At 64.6% G+C, this 16,581-nt stretch carries 17 protein-coding genes; 2 read left to right on the top strand and 15 right to left on the bottom strand.

The features are described 5' to 3' along the window. Positions 1-5 precede the first annotated feature (5 nt). The 3 genes from BLV07_RS27945 to BLV07_RS27935 all read right to left on the bottom strand — a co-directional run bounded on the left by BLV07_RS27945 (position 6) and on the right by BLV07_RS27935 (position 1,412). Positions 6-458, bottom strand: coding sequence for a c-type cytochrome (locus BLV07_RS27945; protein WP_091892374.1), 453 nt, complete (start codon positions 456-458; stop codon positions 6-8). A 115-nt stretch (positions 459-573) separates the two neighbouring features. Continuing rightward, a complete protein-coding gene (locus tag BLV07_RS27940) occupies positions 574-834 on the bottom strand; it encodes a cytochrome C oxidase subunit IV family protein (RefSeq protein WP_176945805.1) in 261 nt (86 codons plus the stop codon). Next, positions 834-1,412, bottom strand: coding sequence for a cytochrome c oxidase subunit 3 family protein (locus tag BLV07_RS27935; protein WP_091892369.1), 579 nt, complete (start codon positions 1,410-1,412; stop codon positions 834-836). The genes BLV07_RS27940 and BLV07_RS27935 overlap by 1 nt, the downstream gene beginning before the upstream one ends. A 171-nt stretch (positions 1,413-1,583) precedes the next feature. Between BLV07_RS27935 and BLV07_RS47785 the strand changes: the two genes are divergently transcribed. Beyond that, positions 1,584-1,739 (top strand): hypothetical protein, encoded by a 156-nt coding sequence (locus BLV07_RS47785; RefSeq protein ID WP_091892367.1) that lies wholly within the window; start codon positions 1,584-1,586, stop codon positions 1,737-1,739. Between the two features lie 145 nt (positions 1,740-1,884). Further along, a complete protein-coding gene (locus BLV07_RS27925) occupies positions 1,885-2,310 on the top strand; it encodes a cupin domain-containing protein (protein ID WP_091892363.1) in 426 nt (141 codons plus the stop codon). Between the two features lie 157 nt (positions 2,311-2,467). Here BLV07_RS27925 and mmsB read toward each other — a convergent pair whose 3' ends face one another. From mmsB to BLV07_RS27865, 12 genes are all read right to left on the bottom strand, one after another. Further along, positions 2,468-3,658, bottom strand: a complete 1,191-nt coding sequence (gene mmsB / locus BLV07_RS27920; RefSeq protein WP_091892361.1) for a multiple monosaccharide ABC transporter permease — start codon at positions 3,656-3,658, stop codon at positions 2,468-2,470. Next, positions 3,655-5,232: a multiple monosaccharide ABC transporter ATP-binding protein gene (mmsA, locus tag BLV07_RS27915; protein WP_091892359.1), complete on the bottom strand. Its 1,578-nt coding sequence runs from the start codon at positions 5,230-5,232 to the stop codon at positions 3,655-3,657. Before mmsA ends, mmsB begins: the two co-directional genes overlap by 4 nt. Before the next feature lie 176 nt (positions 5,233-5,408). Next, on the bottom strand, positions 5,409-6,479 hold the full coding sequence (chvE, locus tag BLV07_RS27910; RefSeq protein ID WP_091892357.1) for a multiple monosaccharide ABC transporter substrate-binding protein: 1,071 nt from the start codon (positions 6,477-6,479) through the stop codon (positions 5,409-5,411). A 71-nt stretch (positions 6,480-6,550) separates the two neighbouring features. Next, on the bottom strand, positions 6,551-7,429 hold the full coding sequence (locus BLV07_RS27905) for an SMP-30/gluconolactonase/LRE family protein (RefSeq protein WP_176945804.1): 879 nt from the start codon (positions 7,427-7,429) through the stop codon (positions 6,551-6,553). Further along, entirely contained in the window at positions 7,429-8,505 is a 1,077-nt protein-coding gene (locus BLV07_RS27900; protein WP_091892352.1) for an aldose epimerase family protein, read from the bottom strand. Before BLV07_RS27900 ends, BLV07_RS27905 begins: the two co-directional genes overlap by 1 nt. 2 nt (positions 8,506-8,507) lie before the next feature. Then, positions 8,508-9,434, bottom strand: a complete 927-nt coding sequence (locus BLV07_RS27895; RefSeq protein WP_091892350.1) for a Gfo/Idh/MocA family protein — start codon at positions 9,432-9,434, stop codon at positions 8,508-8,510. Beyond that, on the bottom strand, positions 9,431-10,207 hold the full coding sequence (locus BLV07_RS27890; protein WP_091892349.1) for a FadR/GntR family transcriptional regulator: 777 nt from the start codon (positions 10,205-10,207) through the stop codon (positions 9,431-9,433). The genes BLV07_RS27895 and BLV07_RS27890 overlap by 4 nt, the downstream gene beginning before the upstream one ends. Beyond that, positions 10,204-11,184, bottom strand: a complete 981-nt coding sequence (yjfF, locus tag BLV07_RS27885; protein WP_091892347.1) for a galactofuranose ABC transporter, permease protein YjfF — start codon at positions 11,182-11,184, stop codon at positions 10,204-10,206. The genes BLV07_RS27890 and yjfF overlap by 4 nt, the downstream gene beginning before the upstream one ends. Then, entirely contained in the window at positions 11,181-12,173 is a 993-nt protein-coding gene (locus BLV07_RS27880; protein WP_091892345.1) for an ABC transporter permease, read from the bottom strand. Before BLV07_RS27880 ends, yjfF begins: the two co-directional genes overlap by 4 nt. Beyond that, the gene (locus BLV07_RS27875; protein WP_176945800.1) at positions 12,170-13,714 is read right to left on the bottom strand and encodes a sugar ABC transporter ATP-binding protein; all 1,545 of its coding nucleotides are present in this window, start codon (positions 13,712-13,714) and stop codon (positions 12,170-12,172) included. Before BLV07_RS27875 ends, BLV07_RS27880 begins: the two co-directional genes overlap by 4 nt. A gap of 123 nt (positions 13,715-13,837) precedes the next feature. Next, positions 13,838-14,803, bottom strand: a complete 966-nt coding sequence (gene ytfQ / locus BLV07_RS27870; protein WP_091892341.1) for a galactofuranose ABC transporter, galactofuranose-binding protein YtfQ — start codon at positions 14,801-14,803, stop codon at positions 13,838-13,840. A 550-nt stretch (positions 14,804-15,353) separates the two neighbouring features. Further along, complete coding sequence (locus BLV07_RS27865; RefSeq protein WP_091892425.1) at positions 15,354-16,526, bottom strand: fumarylacetoacetate hydrolase family protein; 1,173 nt, start codon at positions 16,524-16,526, stop codon at positions 15,354-15,356. Between the last annotated feature and the right edge of the window lie 55 nt (positions 16,527-16,581).

Raw genomic sequence — 16,581 nt, 5'->3', positions numbered from 1 at the left:
TACGCTCAGCCGGCCTTGTTCGGCGGCCATTCCTGGCGCTTGATCGTAGAGGTCCATTGCAGGAAGTCGGCGAGATCGTTGAGCTCCTGGTCGGTGAGGTTGAACTGCGGCATCTGCCGCCGGCCCGGCGCGCCCGAAGGCTGCGCCTGCATCCAGGCCTTCAGCGTCTCGCGCGCACCCGCCGGGTCCTCGTTGCCGCCCCAGCGATCCCAGACGTTACCGACTTCGGGAGCGAAATAGGCGCCCTCGCCGAGCAGGGTGTGGCAGTTGATGCAGGAGTTCTTCTCCCAGACATGCTTGCCGCGGGCGACCGACGACGTCAGTGTCGTCGCATCCGTCGAGGTCGTGGCCATGTAGTAATGGCTGTGCGCCGTCAGCCCTATGAAGATGGCGAAGAAAAAGGCCGAGCCGCCGTAGAAGACGTTTCGAGCGGCCGACTTGGTCAGGCGTTCAGCCATTGCCAATCCTTTCCGTTTGATTCCTGCGAAGAAGCGATGCGGTGATTTATTGCCGAACGACGCGGATCACTCTTTGACGAAGCGCAAGGAGCGCGACGATCCGCGAGGCGCCGCGTCAGATCAGGGTGACGACAGCGGATGCGAGCCAGGCGAACAGCACCACGACGAGGACCCAGGCGCTCACGAGGCCGCGCCAGAGCGCCGGCACAGCCCGAAGATCGAGGAAATCGAGCACGATACGACGGCCCTTGACGGCCGCGAACGCCAGCAGCAGGGCATTTCCGAGCAGCGGATGCGCCACAAATGATGGGACCAGAATGGTCGCGAGCGCGAGACCGATCAGCGCGATCCAGGTGATGTCGAGACGATCCGGAATCACTGCTGCACCAGATAGATGATCGGGAATATGACGATCCACAGCAGATCGACCATGTGCCAGAAGGCGGTTCCCGTTTCCACCCCCGAGGCTTCGGCACTCCGGGAAACTACGGCCAGGATCACGATGCCGAGGCCGACATGCAGGAGATGAAAGCCGGTGAGGAGAAAGTAGAGGGTGAAGAACGGGCTGGTCTCCAAACCGTTTCCCTGACCGATCTCGCCGGCATATTCGAACAGTTTGACCGCGATGAAGAGAGCGCCAAGCGCCATGGCGCCGAAGAGCCAGCCGCGTGCCGCCGGCCTGCGGCCCGTACGGGCGGCAGCCGTGCCGCGGGCTGCGGCCCATCCGCTGGTCACAAGAACGACGGTGTTGATCCCGGCGAGATGCGCATCGAGGGTGGCCTGACCGGCCGCGAAGATCGCGGGATGAATCGCACGGGCGACGATGAAGGCGCCGAGGAACAGGCCGAAGGCGGCAAGCTCGCTGAAGATCAGCACCCAGATCATGGGATCGCCGGGGAGATCTTCGAGGATTCCCCAGCCGGTTTCTTGTTGCTCGCAGTCCGTCGCCGACATCTGATTTCCAAACCAAGACGTCCAGCCACTACCTCGACGGCGCTGTTCCGACTTTGACGCCGGACAAAGAAGCGGCAGGCCATAGGGTGTTTGCGCTACCGCAACATCCCGGCGGCCCTTCCGCCATAGGGTGGATCAACCCGGCGGTTCCACAAGACGGCAAACGACCAGATGAGCGATGCACAAATCGGCCTGATGACCGCGACCCCCATTATCATCGCGTTTGCCATCGCGCTCCGGCGAATGGGCGTGCTGTCGACCGTGGCGACCGTGTCAGCGGTAAGCCTCTCCGTCGCGATCGCGGCGGTGCTGTTCACGACGCAGTAGTGGCAGGCGCCTCAGCGCGCCGTTGCGGCACTGCACAGCAAGGGGCGCCTGCTGCAGCTGGGTCCCGGGCAGTTTCGATTCCTCCGTCTTGGCTTCCTTGCGTCGTGCGCTAATATTGCGCTCCACACGACTGGATGAGTTCGCCATGCCTGAGATCATCAACCTTGGCGCGCTGCAGCTGACGTTCCTACAGAGCAAGGATGACACCGCCGGCGGCCTCGATCTGTTCGAGATGACGCTACAGCCGAACGCCCGCATGCCGATTCCCCATTATCACGATGGCTGGGACGAAACGATCTACGGACTAAGCGGCATCTCGACCTGGCGGATCGACGCAAAGGACATCGACGTGGCGCCGGGCGAAAGCCTCTTCATTAAGCGCGGCGTGGTGCACGGTTTCATCAACCGTTCGCCCCGACCGGCGACCTGCCTGTGCATCCTCAGCCCCGGTGTACTCGGCCCACAATACTTCAAGGAGATGGCGGCCCTGCTATTGGCCGGCAAGCCTGATCCGGCCAAAATGAAGGAAACGATGCTGCGCTACGGGCTGGTTCCGGTGATGCAATCCTGAGGATGAGTGCAGCGCGAGCGGTCGAGTCAGGTGGCCAAAGCGTTCGCTATAGCTCAAAGGGCGATGGCGAAGGCGCGCTCACCGCCTTCGTCGTAGTCGTTGAAAAGGGTGGGCACCGCGCAAGAGCGCTTCTGCCCACCCTGCGGAGTCAGCGAAACTATCGCCGCTGATTATACACGTCGATGCAGACCGCACCGAGCAGCACCAGGCCCTTGATGACCTGCTGGTAGTCGATACCGATGCCGAGGATCGACATGCCGTTGTTCATCACGCCCATGATCATGGCGCCGACCACGGCACCGCCGACGCGCCCCACCCCGCCATAGGCCGAAGCGCCGCCGATGAAGCAGGCGGCGATGACGTCGAGCTCGAAGCCGAGACCGGCCTTCGGGGTCGCGGTGTTGAGGCGCGCGGCGAAGACGAGGCCAGCGAGCGCGGCGAGCACGCCCATGTTGACGAAGGTAAGGAAGGTCAGCCGCTCGGTCTTGATGCCCGATAGGCTTGCCGCCTTGGCGTTGCCGCCGACGGCATAGATCTGCCGGCCGATCACGGTGCGCCGGGTGACGAAGCCGTAGAGCGCGATCAACGCCGTCATGATGACCAGCACGTTCGGCAGGCCGCGATGCGAGGCGATCAGATAGGTGAAATAGAGCACGGCGCAGGCCAAGAGAACGCTCTTGCCCAGGAAGAACGCATAAGGCTCGACCTCGATGCCGTGCAATTGCTCGCGCGAGCGGCCCTTGGCGCTGGCATAGACCAGTCCGAGCGCGAGCACGGCACCGATCAGCATGGAGGTCGGATGCAGCGTGCCGGCCTCGGGCAGCAGTTCAGGAATGAACCCGGACGACAATTTCTGGAAGGTCGCCGGGAACGGCCCGAGCGACTGACCCTGCAACACCGCGAGCGCGAGGCCCTTGAACACCAGCATGCCCGCCAAGGTGACGATGAAGGACGGGATCTTGAAATAGGCCACCCAATAGCCTTGCGCGGCGCCGATGGCGGCGCCGACCAAGAGGCAGGCGATGAACGCGAGTGTGAAGTCGATCTTGTAGGTCACCATGAGCACGGCGGCCACCGCGCCGATGAAGCCCGCGACCGAACCGACCGAAAGATCGATATGACCGGTGACGATCACCAGCAGCATGCCCAGCGCCATGACGACGATGTAGCTGTTCTGCAGCACCAGATTGGTCAGGTTGAGTGGCTGCAGCAGCGTGCCGCCAGTGACGACCTGGAAGAACAGCATGATCGCGACCAACGACATCAACATGCCGTAATTGCGCAAATTGTTCTTGATGAAGCTGCCGTGCCGGCGCTCCTCGGGCAGCGACACCGTCTTGTCGGTCATGGCTGCGTTCCTCCCATCTCGACGGCCGCGGGCGCGGCGTTCCCAATTTTTCTTTCGTTGCGCATGATGGCGCGCATGATCTTTTCCTGCGTCGCCTCGGATCCCCTGAACTCCCCGACAAAGGCGCCGTCATTCATCACACAGATGCGGTCGCAGATGCCGAGCAACTCGGGCATTTCCGAGGAGATCACCACGACGCCGCGGCCGGCTTCCGCCAGCTCGTTGATGATACAGTAAATCTCGTACTTGGCACCGACGTCGATGCCCCGCGTCGGCTCGTCCAGGATCAGCACCTTCGGATCGGTCATCAGCCATTTCGACAGCACCACTTTCTGCTGGTTGCCGCCGGAGAGCTGTCCCGTCTCCTGGTAGACGTCGGAGCAGCGGATCCGCATCCGGTTGCGATAGTCGCTAGCGACCTTCAGCTCGGCAATGTCGTCGATCACACGGCCGGGCGCGACCTGGTCAAGGCTCGCCAGCGTGATGTTCTTGCGGACGTCGTCGGCGAGAATGAGGCCGAGCTGCTTGCGATCCTCGGTGACATAGGCAAGGCCGGCGTCGATCGCGGCCGCGACGCTCGGCAGCATCATCTCCTTGCCCTCGAGCCGGAGACTGCCGCTGATGGTGGTGCCCCAGGAGCGGCCGAACAGGCTCATGGCGAATTCAGTGCGGCCGGCCCCCATCAGGCCGGCGATGCCCACGACCTCGCCGCGCTTGACACTGAAATTGACGTTCTTGATCACCTGCCGTTCGGGATGAATCGGGTGATAGACCGACCAGTTCTCGACGGTGAGCACGGCTTCGCCGATCTTCGCGCTGCGCTCCGGGAAGCGGTGAGCAAGATCGCGGTTGACCATGCTGCGGATGATGCGGTCCTCCTGGATCGCTTCGGCATGGCAATCGATGCTGTCGACTGTGCGGCCGTCGCGCAGCACGGTGATGTGGTCGGCGACCTTGGCGACCTCGTTCAGCTTGTGCGAGATCAGGATCGAGCCGATGCCCTGCTCGCGGAACGCCATAAGGCGTTCGAGCAGCGCGGCGCTGTCGGCCTCATTGAGGCTCGCGGTCGGCTCGTCCAGGATCAGCATCCGCACCCGCTTGGAGAGCGCCTTGGCGATCTCGACCAGCTGCTGCTTGCCGACGCCGAGATCGGTGATCAGCGTATCCGGCGATTCTCTCAAGCCAACCTGCGCGAGCAGGTCCCGCGTGCGCCGGTAGACCTCGTCGCGATCGATCACCCCTAACTTCGACGGCGGATGCGACAGGAAGATGTTCTCCGCGATCGACATCAGCGGAATCAGCGCCAGCTCCTGATGGATGATGATGATGCCGAGCGCCTCGGAATCGTTGATGTCACGGAAGCGTCGCTCCTCGCCTTCGAAGACGATGGTGCCTTCGTAACTGCCGTGCGGATAGACCCCGCTTAGCACTTTCATCAGCGTCGACTTGCCGGCGCCGTTCTCGCCGACGAGCGCGTGGATCTGCCCGGCGTGAACCGAGAAATTGACATCGCGCAGCGCCTGCACACCGGCAAAGCTCTTGCTGACGTTGCGCATCTCCAGCATGGCGGTCATGGCTTTGGTGTCCCTTGCGTTACTTCGCCTCTCCCCGCGTGCGGGGAGAGGCCGGAATTCGAGCGCAGCTTGAATTCCGGGTGAGGGGGAGTCTCCGCGAGGGCAACTCTCACCGCCCCCGTGGAGAGCCCCCTAACCCTCTCCCCGCACGCGGGGAGAGGGGAAAGAGAGAGTCCTTACTGGAACTGCGACTTCTTGTAGTAGCCGCTGTCGACCAGCACCTTCTCCCAATTGTCCTTGTAGACCACCACCGGCTTGAGCAGATAGGACGGCACGGTTTTGACGCCGTTCTCGTAGGTCTTGGTGTCGTTGACGGTGACCTGCTTGCCGGCGAGCGCCGCGTCGACCATGTCCGCCGTGACCTTGGCGAGATCGCGGGTGTCCTTGAAGATGGTCGAATACTGGTCGCCGCGCAGCATCGCCTTGATCGAGGGGACCTCGGCGTCCTGGCCGGAGATGATCGGCATCGGCTGATCGGCGCTGCCGTAGCCGACACCCTTCAGCGAGGAGATGATGCCGATCGAGATGCCGTCATAGGGCGACAGCACGGCATTGATCTTCTTGTTGCCGTAATAGGCGCTGAGCAGGTTGTCCATGCGGGCCTGCGCGGTGGCGCCATCCCAACGCAGCGTTGCCACCTTGTCCATGCCCATCTGGCCGGAGACGACGACGAGCTTGCCGCTGTCGATGTAGGGCTTCAGCACGCTCATCGCGCCGTTGTAGAAGAAGTAGGCGTTGTTGTCGTCGGGCGAGCCGCCGAACAGCTCGATGTTGAAGGGTCCCTTGCCTTCCTTGAGGCCGAGCCCCTGCTCGATCGACTGCGCCTGGAGCACGCCGACCTGGAAATTGTCGAACGTCGCGTAGTAGTCGACGTTCGGCGTGCCGCGGATCAGGCGGTCATAGGCGATCACGGTGATGCCCTTGGCCTTGGCCTGCTTGAGCACGTCGGACAGCGTGGTGCCGTCGATCGCCGCGATCACCAGCGCCTTCGCGCCCTTGGTCACCATGTTCTCGACCTGCGAGAGCTGGTTCGGAATGTCGTCCTCGGCATATTGCAGATCGGTGTTGTAGCCGCGCTCCTTCAGCACCTTGACCATGTTGTTGCCGTCGTCGATCCAGCGCGCCGAGGATTTGGTCGGCATGGCGATGCCGACTGTCGCCTTCTGCGCGGAGGCGGTGACGCCTGTGGCCATCGTGGCAGCGCCGGCCAGCGCCAGTGCGAGGAACGTCGTCTTCAGTTTCAGCATATTTCACTCCCTTTGGGTGTCAGACTGTTTCTTCGTGTCGTCGAGAACGTGGGTGGGCTGCTTCGGATCTCCTATGCGAGCTTGACGTCGGGCTCCGCACGACCGCGCGCGGATGCATCCAGCAGAAAGGTGTGGCCTGCTTGCGGATCAGCGGCGCGCGCCGCCGCGTTCATGTCCTGCCAGGCGGAGGTGACGAGGAGACGCGACAGATCGGGGCCAACGAAAGCTGGGCAGCTCGCCTGCTTCGCAGGAACGCTCAATGAGCGCAGGCGCTCGCCCTGCGGAGAGTAGACATCGATGCGGCTCGCGCCCCAGCAGGCGTTCCAGATCTGCCCGTCGGCGTCGCACACCGAGCCGTCGAAACCGCCGATGCCGGTGTGGCGCAGCAGCACCTCCGGCTCGCCGCGCGGCAGGCCAGTCGCCGGATTGAGCGGCACCGTGTAGAGCACGGCGCGCGCACTATCGGCGAAATAGCCGATCGCACCGTCCGGCGAGAAGCAGATCGAGTTGGGAATGCTGATGCGGGGGAACAGCAGCGAGATCTTGCCGCGATGGAACGCGTAGATCGCGCCCGCCCCTGCTTCCGCCTTGCGTCCCATGGTGCCGATCCAGAACGTGCCGGACTGATGCACGCGCGCGTCGTTCGAACGCGTGGCGGGATTGTCGGCTTCGAGCGGACAGAACAGCGTCATCGCGCCGTCGGCAGGCTTGCGGATGTAAAGGCCATCTTCCGCGACGATCAACTGACGCTCGGCATCGATGCGTCCGAGCGCGCTCGCCATCCGGCCGAGCGCATGGATGCGGACCTCACCGCCGCCGAGCTGCGCCTCGAATAGCAGCCCTTCGCGGATGTCGAACCACCAGGCGGTGTCGGTGGTCGCATCATAGGTCGGTCCCTCGCCGAGATGGCAGGGATGGTCCGAGAGCACAGACGTCGGCACCTCTTCCATCATGTCGTCCTCACCGAAAAGCGATAGACCGTGTGATGGCGATAGACCTCGCCGGGTGAGAGCCGCGGGCTCGGGAAATCCGGCCGGTTCGGCGCGTCGGGCCAGATGTGGGGTTCCAGGCACATCGCATCCGACTGCCGGATGAGCTTGCCGCCCTTCCCGGAGATCGTGCCATCGAGATAATTGCCGGAATAGACCTGAAGTCCGGGCTGATCGGTGAACAGCTCCATGATGCGCCCCGAGCGCGGCGCCTCCAGCCGGGCCGCGAAAGCAAGCTTGCCATCACGCGCGAGGCAGTAGGTGTGATCGTAGCCCCTGCCGCTCTGCAACTGCTGATCGCTCTCGCGGATGCGCGCACCGACGGGCCGTGCTTCGCGGAAGTCGAACGGTGTGCCGGCAACGTGACGCGGCGGCTCCGGCAGCGGAATGGCGGTGGGATCGATCGCGAGGAAATACTCGGCAGCGACCGTCAGTCTATGATCTAGGATGGGGGTACCCGACGTCGCACCTTCCAGATTGAAGAAGCTATGATTGGTGAGGTTGACGATCGTTGGCCGGTCCGTGCGGGCTTCCATGGTGAGCGACAGCTCAGTCGGTCCCGTGATGCGATAGGTCAGACGCACATCGAGCCGGCCGGGGTAATATTCTTCGCCATGCGGGCTGAAATAGGTGAGCATCACGGCGGGCTCGGCGCCCTCGTCGATCTCCGCAACGTCCCAGAGTTTCCGATCGAAGCCATCGAGGCCGCCGTGCAGCGCATTCGGACCGTTGTTGACGGGAAGCTGCACCGTCTCGCCGTCGAGCGAAAACTGTCCCTTGGCGATGCGGTTGGCATAACGGCCGACGGTGGCGCCGAAGAACTTTCGCTCAGCGAGATAGCCCGCGAAGGCATCGTGGCCGAGCACGACATCGTCGTAGCCGCCCTTCGCGTCCGGCGCGATCAGCGCCTGGATCACCGCGCCATGGGTGATGATCCGCGCTTCGAAGCCGCCCGCTCCGCGCAGCACGATGCGCTCGACGTTGCGGCCATCCGGCAGCGTTCCGAAAACGTCTCTTGTTATTTTCGAGCCAGCCATTGTCAGTCCACAAATGGTTCGACGATCGTCCGCTTGCCGAGCAGGAAAGCATCGGCGACGAGACGCAACGGCGTCAGATCGACGTCGCTCGCGCCGGTTGCAGCGAGATCGACGAAGCGCCGGTACAACTCCCGATATTCCTCATCAGGCGCCTCGGCAACAGTCTTGCCGTCGATCGCCATGCGCCTGCCGCCGCCGGACAGCGTCAACCGGCCCTGATCGGTTTCCACGAGGATATCCCAGCTCTGCGGCCCGGTCTGACGGAAGTCGAATTCGGCGGTGACAGGCAGGCCGCCGATGTCGGTCAGCGTCAGGTTCGCGGCGATCGGCGCCTGGCAGTTGGCGGGAAAGGCCAGCTCGGCCGCGGTGACGAACACCGGCTGCGGCAGGATTTTGGTCAGGATCGACAGCGCGTTGATGCCGGGATCGAATACGCCAAGCCCGCCCGGTTCCCAGATCCAGCCTTGCCCGGGATGCCAGACGCGGACGTCTTCCTTCCAGCTGATGTGCACGGAGGTGATGCGGCGTTCGGCGAGCCATTGCCGCGCCGGCTCGACCGCGGGCGCGTAGCGCGAATGCCAGGTCGCAAACAGCGTCCGCTTCGCACCCGCCGCCATCGCGATCAGCGGATCGAGTTCGGCAACGCCGGTGCCGGGCGGCTTCTCCAGCATGACATGCTTGCCGGCGGCGAGCGCAGCGGCCGCCTGGGCGCGGCGCACCTGCGGCGGCGTGCAGAGCGACACCGCGTCGATCGGCGGCCCCTTCTCCAGCAATTCCTCGATGGTGGCGAAATGCGGCAGCCCCGGCAGCGAAGCGTTGCGACTGGCGACAGCCACGAGCGTCGCACCCGGTGTCGCCGCGATCGCACTAAGGTGCTGGTCGCGCGCGATCTTGCCGAAGCCGACGATGGCGATGCGAAGTTCAGTCAAGATCTCTCTCCGGATTTCGCAGATGACAGCGGCTCGGCCGGCGCGGTTTCGATCACCGCGTCCTCGTGGCGGCGCATGCCGTTGTGAATGACGTAGACCATGGCCTCCGACGCGGCGTCGACATCGCCCGCCGCAATGGCATCGACGATCTTCTGATGCCAGAGCAGCACGGTGTCGCGGTCCTCCGACTCGACCGGGGCGCTCAGCAGGAACGAGGCGCGGAGCGCAGCCTCGATGACATGCCCGATCGAGCGCATGAACAGATTGCCGGAGGCACGCGCCACCCCAACATGGAGCGCGAGGTCGGCATCGGCAAAGCCGACGGAGTCGGACGCTTCAAGCCGCATGCGATCCATGCAGCGACGGAGCTCAGCGACGTCCTCGTCGGACCGGTGCATAGCTGCGAGCGCGGCGGCGCGCGGCTCGACGGCCAGACGGATCTCAGCGAGGTCGTTGAGGAAACGCTTGTCGATGCCGGCGTCCAGATGCCAGGCCAGCACGTCGGCGTCGAACATGTTCCAGGCGCCGCGCTCGCGTACGACGGTACCGACCCGCGCCTTGGTGGTGAGCAGCCCCTTGGCGACCAGGGTCTTCACACTCTCCCTGAGCACCGGCCGCGACACGCCGAACATCGCGATCATCTCGGCATCACCGGGCAGCCGCGTCCCCTCCGCATAGCGGCCGGCGATGATGTCGACGCCGATCGAGCGGGCCACCTCCGCATGGTTGGAGTGGGCCCGTCGCGTCGGGATGACGACGATGCGCGAGGTCATGAGATTGCTCCTGCACTCTTCCTCACCGGCCGTCGTGCAAGCGCGACCAGCCCCTGCTGCAAGGCGATGAAGGCGAACAGCAGCACGCCGGTCGCGATCTTAGTCCACCAGCTCGACAGCGTGCCATCGAAATTGATGTAGGTCTGGATCAGGCCCTGAATCAGCACGCCGAGGAAGGTGCCGATCACCGATCCCTGCCCGCCGGTGAGCAGCGTGCCGCCGATCACGACGGCCGCGATGGTGTCGAGCTCGACGCCGACCGCGGAGAGCGAATAGCCCGCGCTGGTGTAGAAGGAGAAGACAATGCCGGCGATGCCCGCCAGCAGGCTCGACAGCATGTAGATCTTCACCGTCATCTTGCCGACTGCAACGCCCATCAGGCTCGCGGTCGCCCGGCTGCCGCCGAGCGCATAGACATTGGCGCCGAACCGGGTGAGATGCAGCAGCAGGGCGCCGCCGATCACGATCACCAGCATGATGATCGCGATCGCCGTCAGCCGTCCGCCGCCGGGCATCCGCAGCGCGAAGTCCGACACGGTGGAGTAGACCGGCGCGGTGATCGGCACCGATTCCGTCGAGAGCAGGAAGCTCGCACCGCGTGCCAGGAACATGCCGGCGAGCGTGACGATGAAGGGCGGCAGGTCGAAGACATGGATCACGGCGCCCATTGTAGCCCCGAACCCAGCCGAGAGCACCAGGATGGCGGCGAAAGCGACCAGCGGCGGCACGCCCCAGCGCTCGATGGCCAGCGCCACGAACACAGTGGTGAAACCGATCACCGAACCGACCGAGAGATCGATGCCGCCGGAGATGATGACGAAGGTCATGCCGATCGCGACGATGCCGAGGAAAGCGTTGTCGGTGAGGAGATTGCCGACCACGCGGGTCGAGGCAATGTTGGGGAATTGCATCGCGCAGAGCGCAAAGCCGGCGACGAGCACGATGGCCGTGATGAGGACGGGCGGCAGGCCTTTCATGCTTTGGACCTCCGCGCCCGCGCGGCGATTCCGGCAATGCCGGCGAATTTCGGCGATTGCAGCAACAGCACGGCGAGCACCACCACCGCCTTGACCAGCAAATTGAACTCCGGCGGATAGCCGGACAAGAGGATCCCGGTGTTCATGGTCTGGATGATCAGCGCGCCGAGCACGGCGAGCAACAGGCTGAAGCGGCCGCCGAACAGCGAGGTGCCGCCGATCACCACCGCAAGGATGGCGTCGAGCTCGAGCCAGAGGCCGGCATTGTTGGCATCCGCGCCCATGATGTCGGCGGCTGCGATCACGCCGGCGAGCGCGGCGCAGACGCCGCACCAGACATAGACCGACAGGATCATGGCGCGCGTGCCGACGCCGGCGAGCTCGCTTGCCCGCGCATTGCCGCCGGTCGCCTCGATCAGCAGCCCCAGCGCCGAGCCGCGCACCACAGCGCCGGTGAGGATCAGCATGCCCAAGGCGATCGCGACCGGCACCGGCAGGCCGAGCACAGCGCCATTGCCGAGCCAGACCAGATCCGGCGAAGAGAAGGTCACGATACGACCCTCGGTGATCAGCTGGGCGATGCCGCGTCCGGCCACCATCAGGATCAGCGTCGCCACAATCGGCTGCATGCCGAGCACGGCAACAAGGAAGCCGTTCCAGAGCCCACAGACGAGTCCGGCACCGAGCGCAGCCCCCAGCACGATCGGCAGACCGTGGCTGTCGGCGAGGCTCGCCGCGATCGCGCCGGAGATCGCCATGACGGCGCCGACCGACAGGTCGATGCCGCGCGTGGCAATTACCAGCACCATGCCGAGCGAGAGCAGCGCCACCGGCGTGCCACGGTTGAGCACGTCGATCAGGCTGCCGAACAGCCGGCCGTCCTGGAGACGCAGGTCGAAGAATTGCGGCGACACCACGCGATCGACCGCCAGGATGACGACCAGCGCAAGGATCTGGGCAAGGCCGCGGCGCGGCAACAGCGCTGTCATGCCCGGCCCTCATGCGCAACGCTGGCGCCGTCGGCGGCGATGGCCGCGAGGATGTTGCCGACATCGATCGCCTCGCCCGCGAGTTCCTCGACATGGGCGCGGTCGCGCAACACGACGACGCGATCGGAATAGGTCACGATCTCATCCAGCTCCGAGGAGATCACGAGCAGCGCTAGGCCGTCGTCGCAGAGCTCGCGGATCAGGCGGATGATCTCGGCATGCGCGCCGACATCGATGCCGCGGGTCGGCTCGTCCAACACCAGCAGGCGCGGCGACGTCGCGAGCCAGCGCGCCAGCAGCACTTTCTGCTGGTTGCCGCCGGACAACAGGCCGACCGGACGTTCGGGATCTGCCGGCCGGATGTCGAGCATCTTGACGTAGCGGCGCGCGATCTCGTCCTGCTCGCGGCGCGACAGCGGCCGATGCAGCCCGCGCTTGGCCTGGAGCGCGAGCACGATGTTCTCACGCACGCTGAGTTCGGCGACGATGCCGTCGGTCTTGCGTTCCTCCGGGCAATAGCCAAAACCATGACGGACGCCGTCGCGCGGCGACTGGAGCCGCGCGGGTGCGCCCTCCACCCTCGCCTGCCCGCGATCGGCGCGTTCGGCGCCGAACACCAGCCGCGCCGTCTCGGTCCGGCCCGAGCCGAGCAGGCCGGCCAGACCGACGACCTCGCCATGGCGCAGCTCGAGATTGAACGGCGCGACATAACCGGCCTTGCCGTAACCCTCGAAGCTCGCGCAGATCTCGCGCGCCTTGTGTTCGGTGGCAGAAGCCCGCGCGCTGGTGGTCTCGGCCAGCTCGCGGCCAAGCATCATCCGGATCAATTCCAGCCGCGGCAGCGAAGCCGTCTCGCGCTCCCCGACCAGGCGGCCGTTGCGCAAGACCGTGATGCGGTCGGAGATCTCGTAGACCTGGTCCAGGAAGTGACTGACGAAGACGATGCCGATGCCACGCTTTGCGAGCTGGCGCATGATGCCGAAGAGGATCTCGACTTCGTGACGGTCGAGGCTCGCGGTCGGCTCGTCCAGGATCAGCACCCGTGCGGAGAGATCGACGGCCCGCGCGATCGCGGTGACGTGTTGCACGGCGACAGAATAGCTGCCGAGCGGCGCGGCGACATCGATGTCGAGGCCGAAGTCCGCGAGCAAGGCCTTGGCGCGGCGACGCATCTCGCCTTCGCGGACGATGCCGAAACGCATCGGCTGGCGGTCGAGAAACAGGTTCTGTGCCACCGAGAGGTTCGGCAGCAGATTGACTTCCTGGTAGACGGTGGCAATGCCGGCCTGAAGCGCGGCCTTGGCCGAGCGCGGCGCGATTGCCTCGCCACTGATCCTGACGATTCCGGCATCGCGCGGGAACACGCCGGTGACCGCCTTGATCAGCGTGGACTTGCCGGCGCCGTTCTCGCCGAGCAGCGCATGGATCTCGCCGGCGCGAAGCGTGAAGTCGACCTCCTGCAACGCACGCACAGCACCGAAGCTTTTGCTGATCCCGCGCACCTCCAGAAGGGCCGGAGCAGGATCGGGGCTGTTCTCCATGACAACGTCACTCCCGCCAGTGCCCGCTGATGATGCGGTCACCCAGCCTATTCGTTCGCACAGCGATTTCGAAGGGGGTATCACCGGACCACCGAAACATGGCGGTCCGGCGCAGCGCCCGCCTCAGTAACCGAGGCCCTTCTTGCTGTCGTAGATCTTCTGCGGATCGTCGGCAGCGGTATAGAGCTTGGACTCGGTCTGGATCCACTTCGGCGGAACCGTACCCTTGCCCTTGAATGCCGCAATCGCATCAAGCGCCGGGCCGGCCATGTTCGGCGTCAGCTCGACGGTCGCATTGGCTTCGCCGGCGGCCATCGCCTTGAAGATATCGGGGACCGCATCGATGGAGACGGTGAGGATCTCCTTGCCTGGCTTGAGGCCGGCTTCCTTCATCGCCTGGATCGCGCCGACCATCATGTCGTCGTTGTGGGCGTAGACCGCGCAGATCGACTTGCCGCCGCCTTCGGCCTTGATGAAGCTCTCCATCACCTCCTTGCCCTTGGCGCGAGTGAAGTCGCCGGTCTGGCTGCGCACCACCTTCAGGTTCGCATGCTTGGCGATGGCGGTGTCGAAACCCTTCTTGCGGTTGGCCGCCACGCTGGCGCCGACCGTGCCCTGCAATTCGACGATGTTGCAGGCCTTAGCCCCGACGGTCTTGGCCAGCCAGTCGCCGGCGACCTCGCCTTCGTGCACACTGTCGGAGGTGACAGCGGTGAGATAGAGCTCCTTGCCGGAGGGATCGATGTCGCGGTCGAGCAGCACGACCGGGATCTTGGCCTCCTTGGCTTCCTTCAGCACCGAATCCCAGCCGGTCGAGACGACTGGCGCAAGGAAGATCGCATCGACATTCTGCGCGATGAAGGAGCGGATCGCCTTGATCTGGTTCTCCTGCTTCTGCTGCGCGTCGGCGATCTTGAGATTGACCTTTCGCTTGGTGGCTTCCTGCTTGGAGACCGAGGTCTCGGCCGCGCGCCAGCCGGATTCCGATCCGATCTGCGAGAAGCCGATGGTGAGCTCGGCGGCATTCGCCGGCAGGGCAAGCAGCAACGCGGCCGTGGCGCTGGCCGCAAAGAGGGCTTTGAAGGTCATCAGGCGTGTCTCCCAAGATGTTTATCCGGGGCGCCGATGGTAGCATGGCACCCACAGGCCGGCCTTCGAGGCGGCGGGAGGCACTATTTCACGGAAGGATGGTTCCGTATAGTCATATTATTTGACTATTTAGTGGAAATGAGCGGCGGAACCGGCTGGCCGCATAGATGACACGCACAGCGCGATTTTGTTCCGGGGATACAACGCGGAGATGAAGGAGAAATTGTGGGCAGCGGCAGTGCGCTCCCTTGCCCCGTTCTTACGGGGCCGAGACGAGCTTCGCTCGCGCTGAGAGGGTTGGGGTGAGGGGTGTCTCCGCGAAAACAATGAGAGACGGACTCACAACCTCTCCTCCCGTCATTGCGAGCGCAGCGAAGCAATCCAGAATCCCTCCACGGAAAGACTCTGGATTGCTTCGCTGCGCTCGCAATGACGATGTGGCGAGAGCTGTACGTATATCGACCTAATCGACTCGTGGTGAGTCCCCCTCACCCGGAATTTGCTCTCGCAAATTCCGGCCTCTCCCCGCAAGCGGGGAGAGGCGAAAAAATCAAATCAGCTTCCGCTGCGCGAGATTCTTCATCAGTGCGCCGATGCCGAAGGTCCACGGCTCGCACTCGTCGCTGGTGCGCATGCGGTTGACGAGCTTGCCGAGCTGGGGCGCGGCGATCGTGACGATGTCGTCGCGCTTATGGGTGAACCCTTGCCCCGGCGCATCGCGGTCCTCGACGGGCGCGAACATCGTGCCGAGGAACAGCACGAAACCATCGGGATATTGATGCACCTTGCCGATGGTCTGCGCGACGAGGTCGGTCGGATCGCGGCTGATCTTGCTGATCGAGGAATGGCCGTTGAGGACGAAACCGTCCGCGCCTTTCACAGTGAGGCTGATGTCGAGCCTGCGCGCATCATCCAGCGAGAACGTATCGTCGAACAGGCGCAGCAGCGGCCCGATGGAGGACGACGCGTTGTTGTCCTTGGCCTTCGACAGCAGCAGCGCCGAGCGGCCCTCGAAATCACGCAGGTTCACGTCGTTGCCAAGCGCGCCCCCGACGATCTTGCCGCGGCTGGAGACGAACAGCACGAGTTCGGGCTCAGGATTGTTCCAGGTCGATTTCGGATGCAGGCCGGCATCCATGCCGGTGCCGACCGACGACAATGTCGGCGCCTTGGTGAAGACCTCGGCATCGGGACCGATGCCGACCTCGAGATACTGGCTCCAGGCGTTCTGGTCGATTAGCACCTGCTTCAGATGCATCGCCTGGTCCGAGCCGGGCTTGAGCTTCGACAGATCGTCGCCGATCAGCCGCGTCACTTCTTTGCGGATCGCTTCCGCCGAGGCAGGGTTGCCCTTGGCGCGCTCCTCGATCACGCGCTCCAGCATCGAGATCGCGAAGGTGACGCCGGCTGCCTTCAGCGTCTGGAGATCGACGGGTGCAAGCAGCCACGGCTTCTGACGATCGCGCCCATCGGGTACCGTGTTGGCGACGATGGCCTCGAGATCGCCGATGCGCTCGCCCTTGGTCGAGCTAAGCGCCCTGGCCGGATCGTCCTCCTCGCAGAGTGCGCTGATGGTGGGGAATTTCGCCGTGACGTCGAAGACGCCGTCGCCCCGCACGGCGACGACGGCGGGCCCATTCACCTGCGGCAGCCAGACGCGGCCGGCCAGCGTTCCCCGCGTGCCGTCCTCGGGGAGAAGGTCTTTAACCGTCAATGTCGTCATGGCCGCGTCCTCGCTGTTTTTCGGACCGGCCACGTCATCGGCGGCCGGTCCCTTG

It is taken from the genome of Bradyrhizobium sp. Rc2d, from assembly GCF_900099855.1.
Lineage (GTDB): Bacteria > Pseudomonadota > Alphaproteobacteria > Rhizobiales > Xanthobacteraceae > Bradyrhizobium.
The sequence above is the reverse complement of the archived record's forward strand: the minus strand, read 5'-3'. Positions and strand labels throughout refer to the sequence as shown.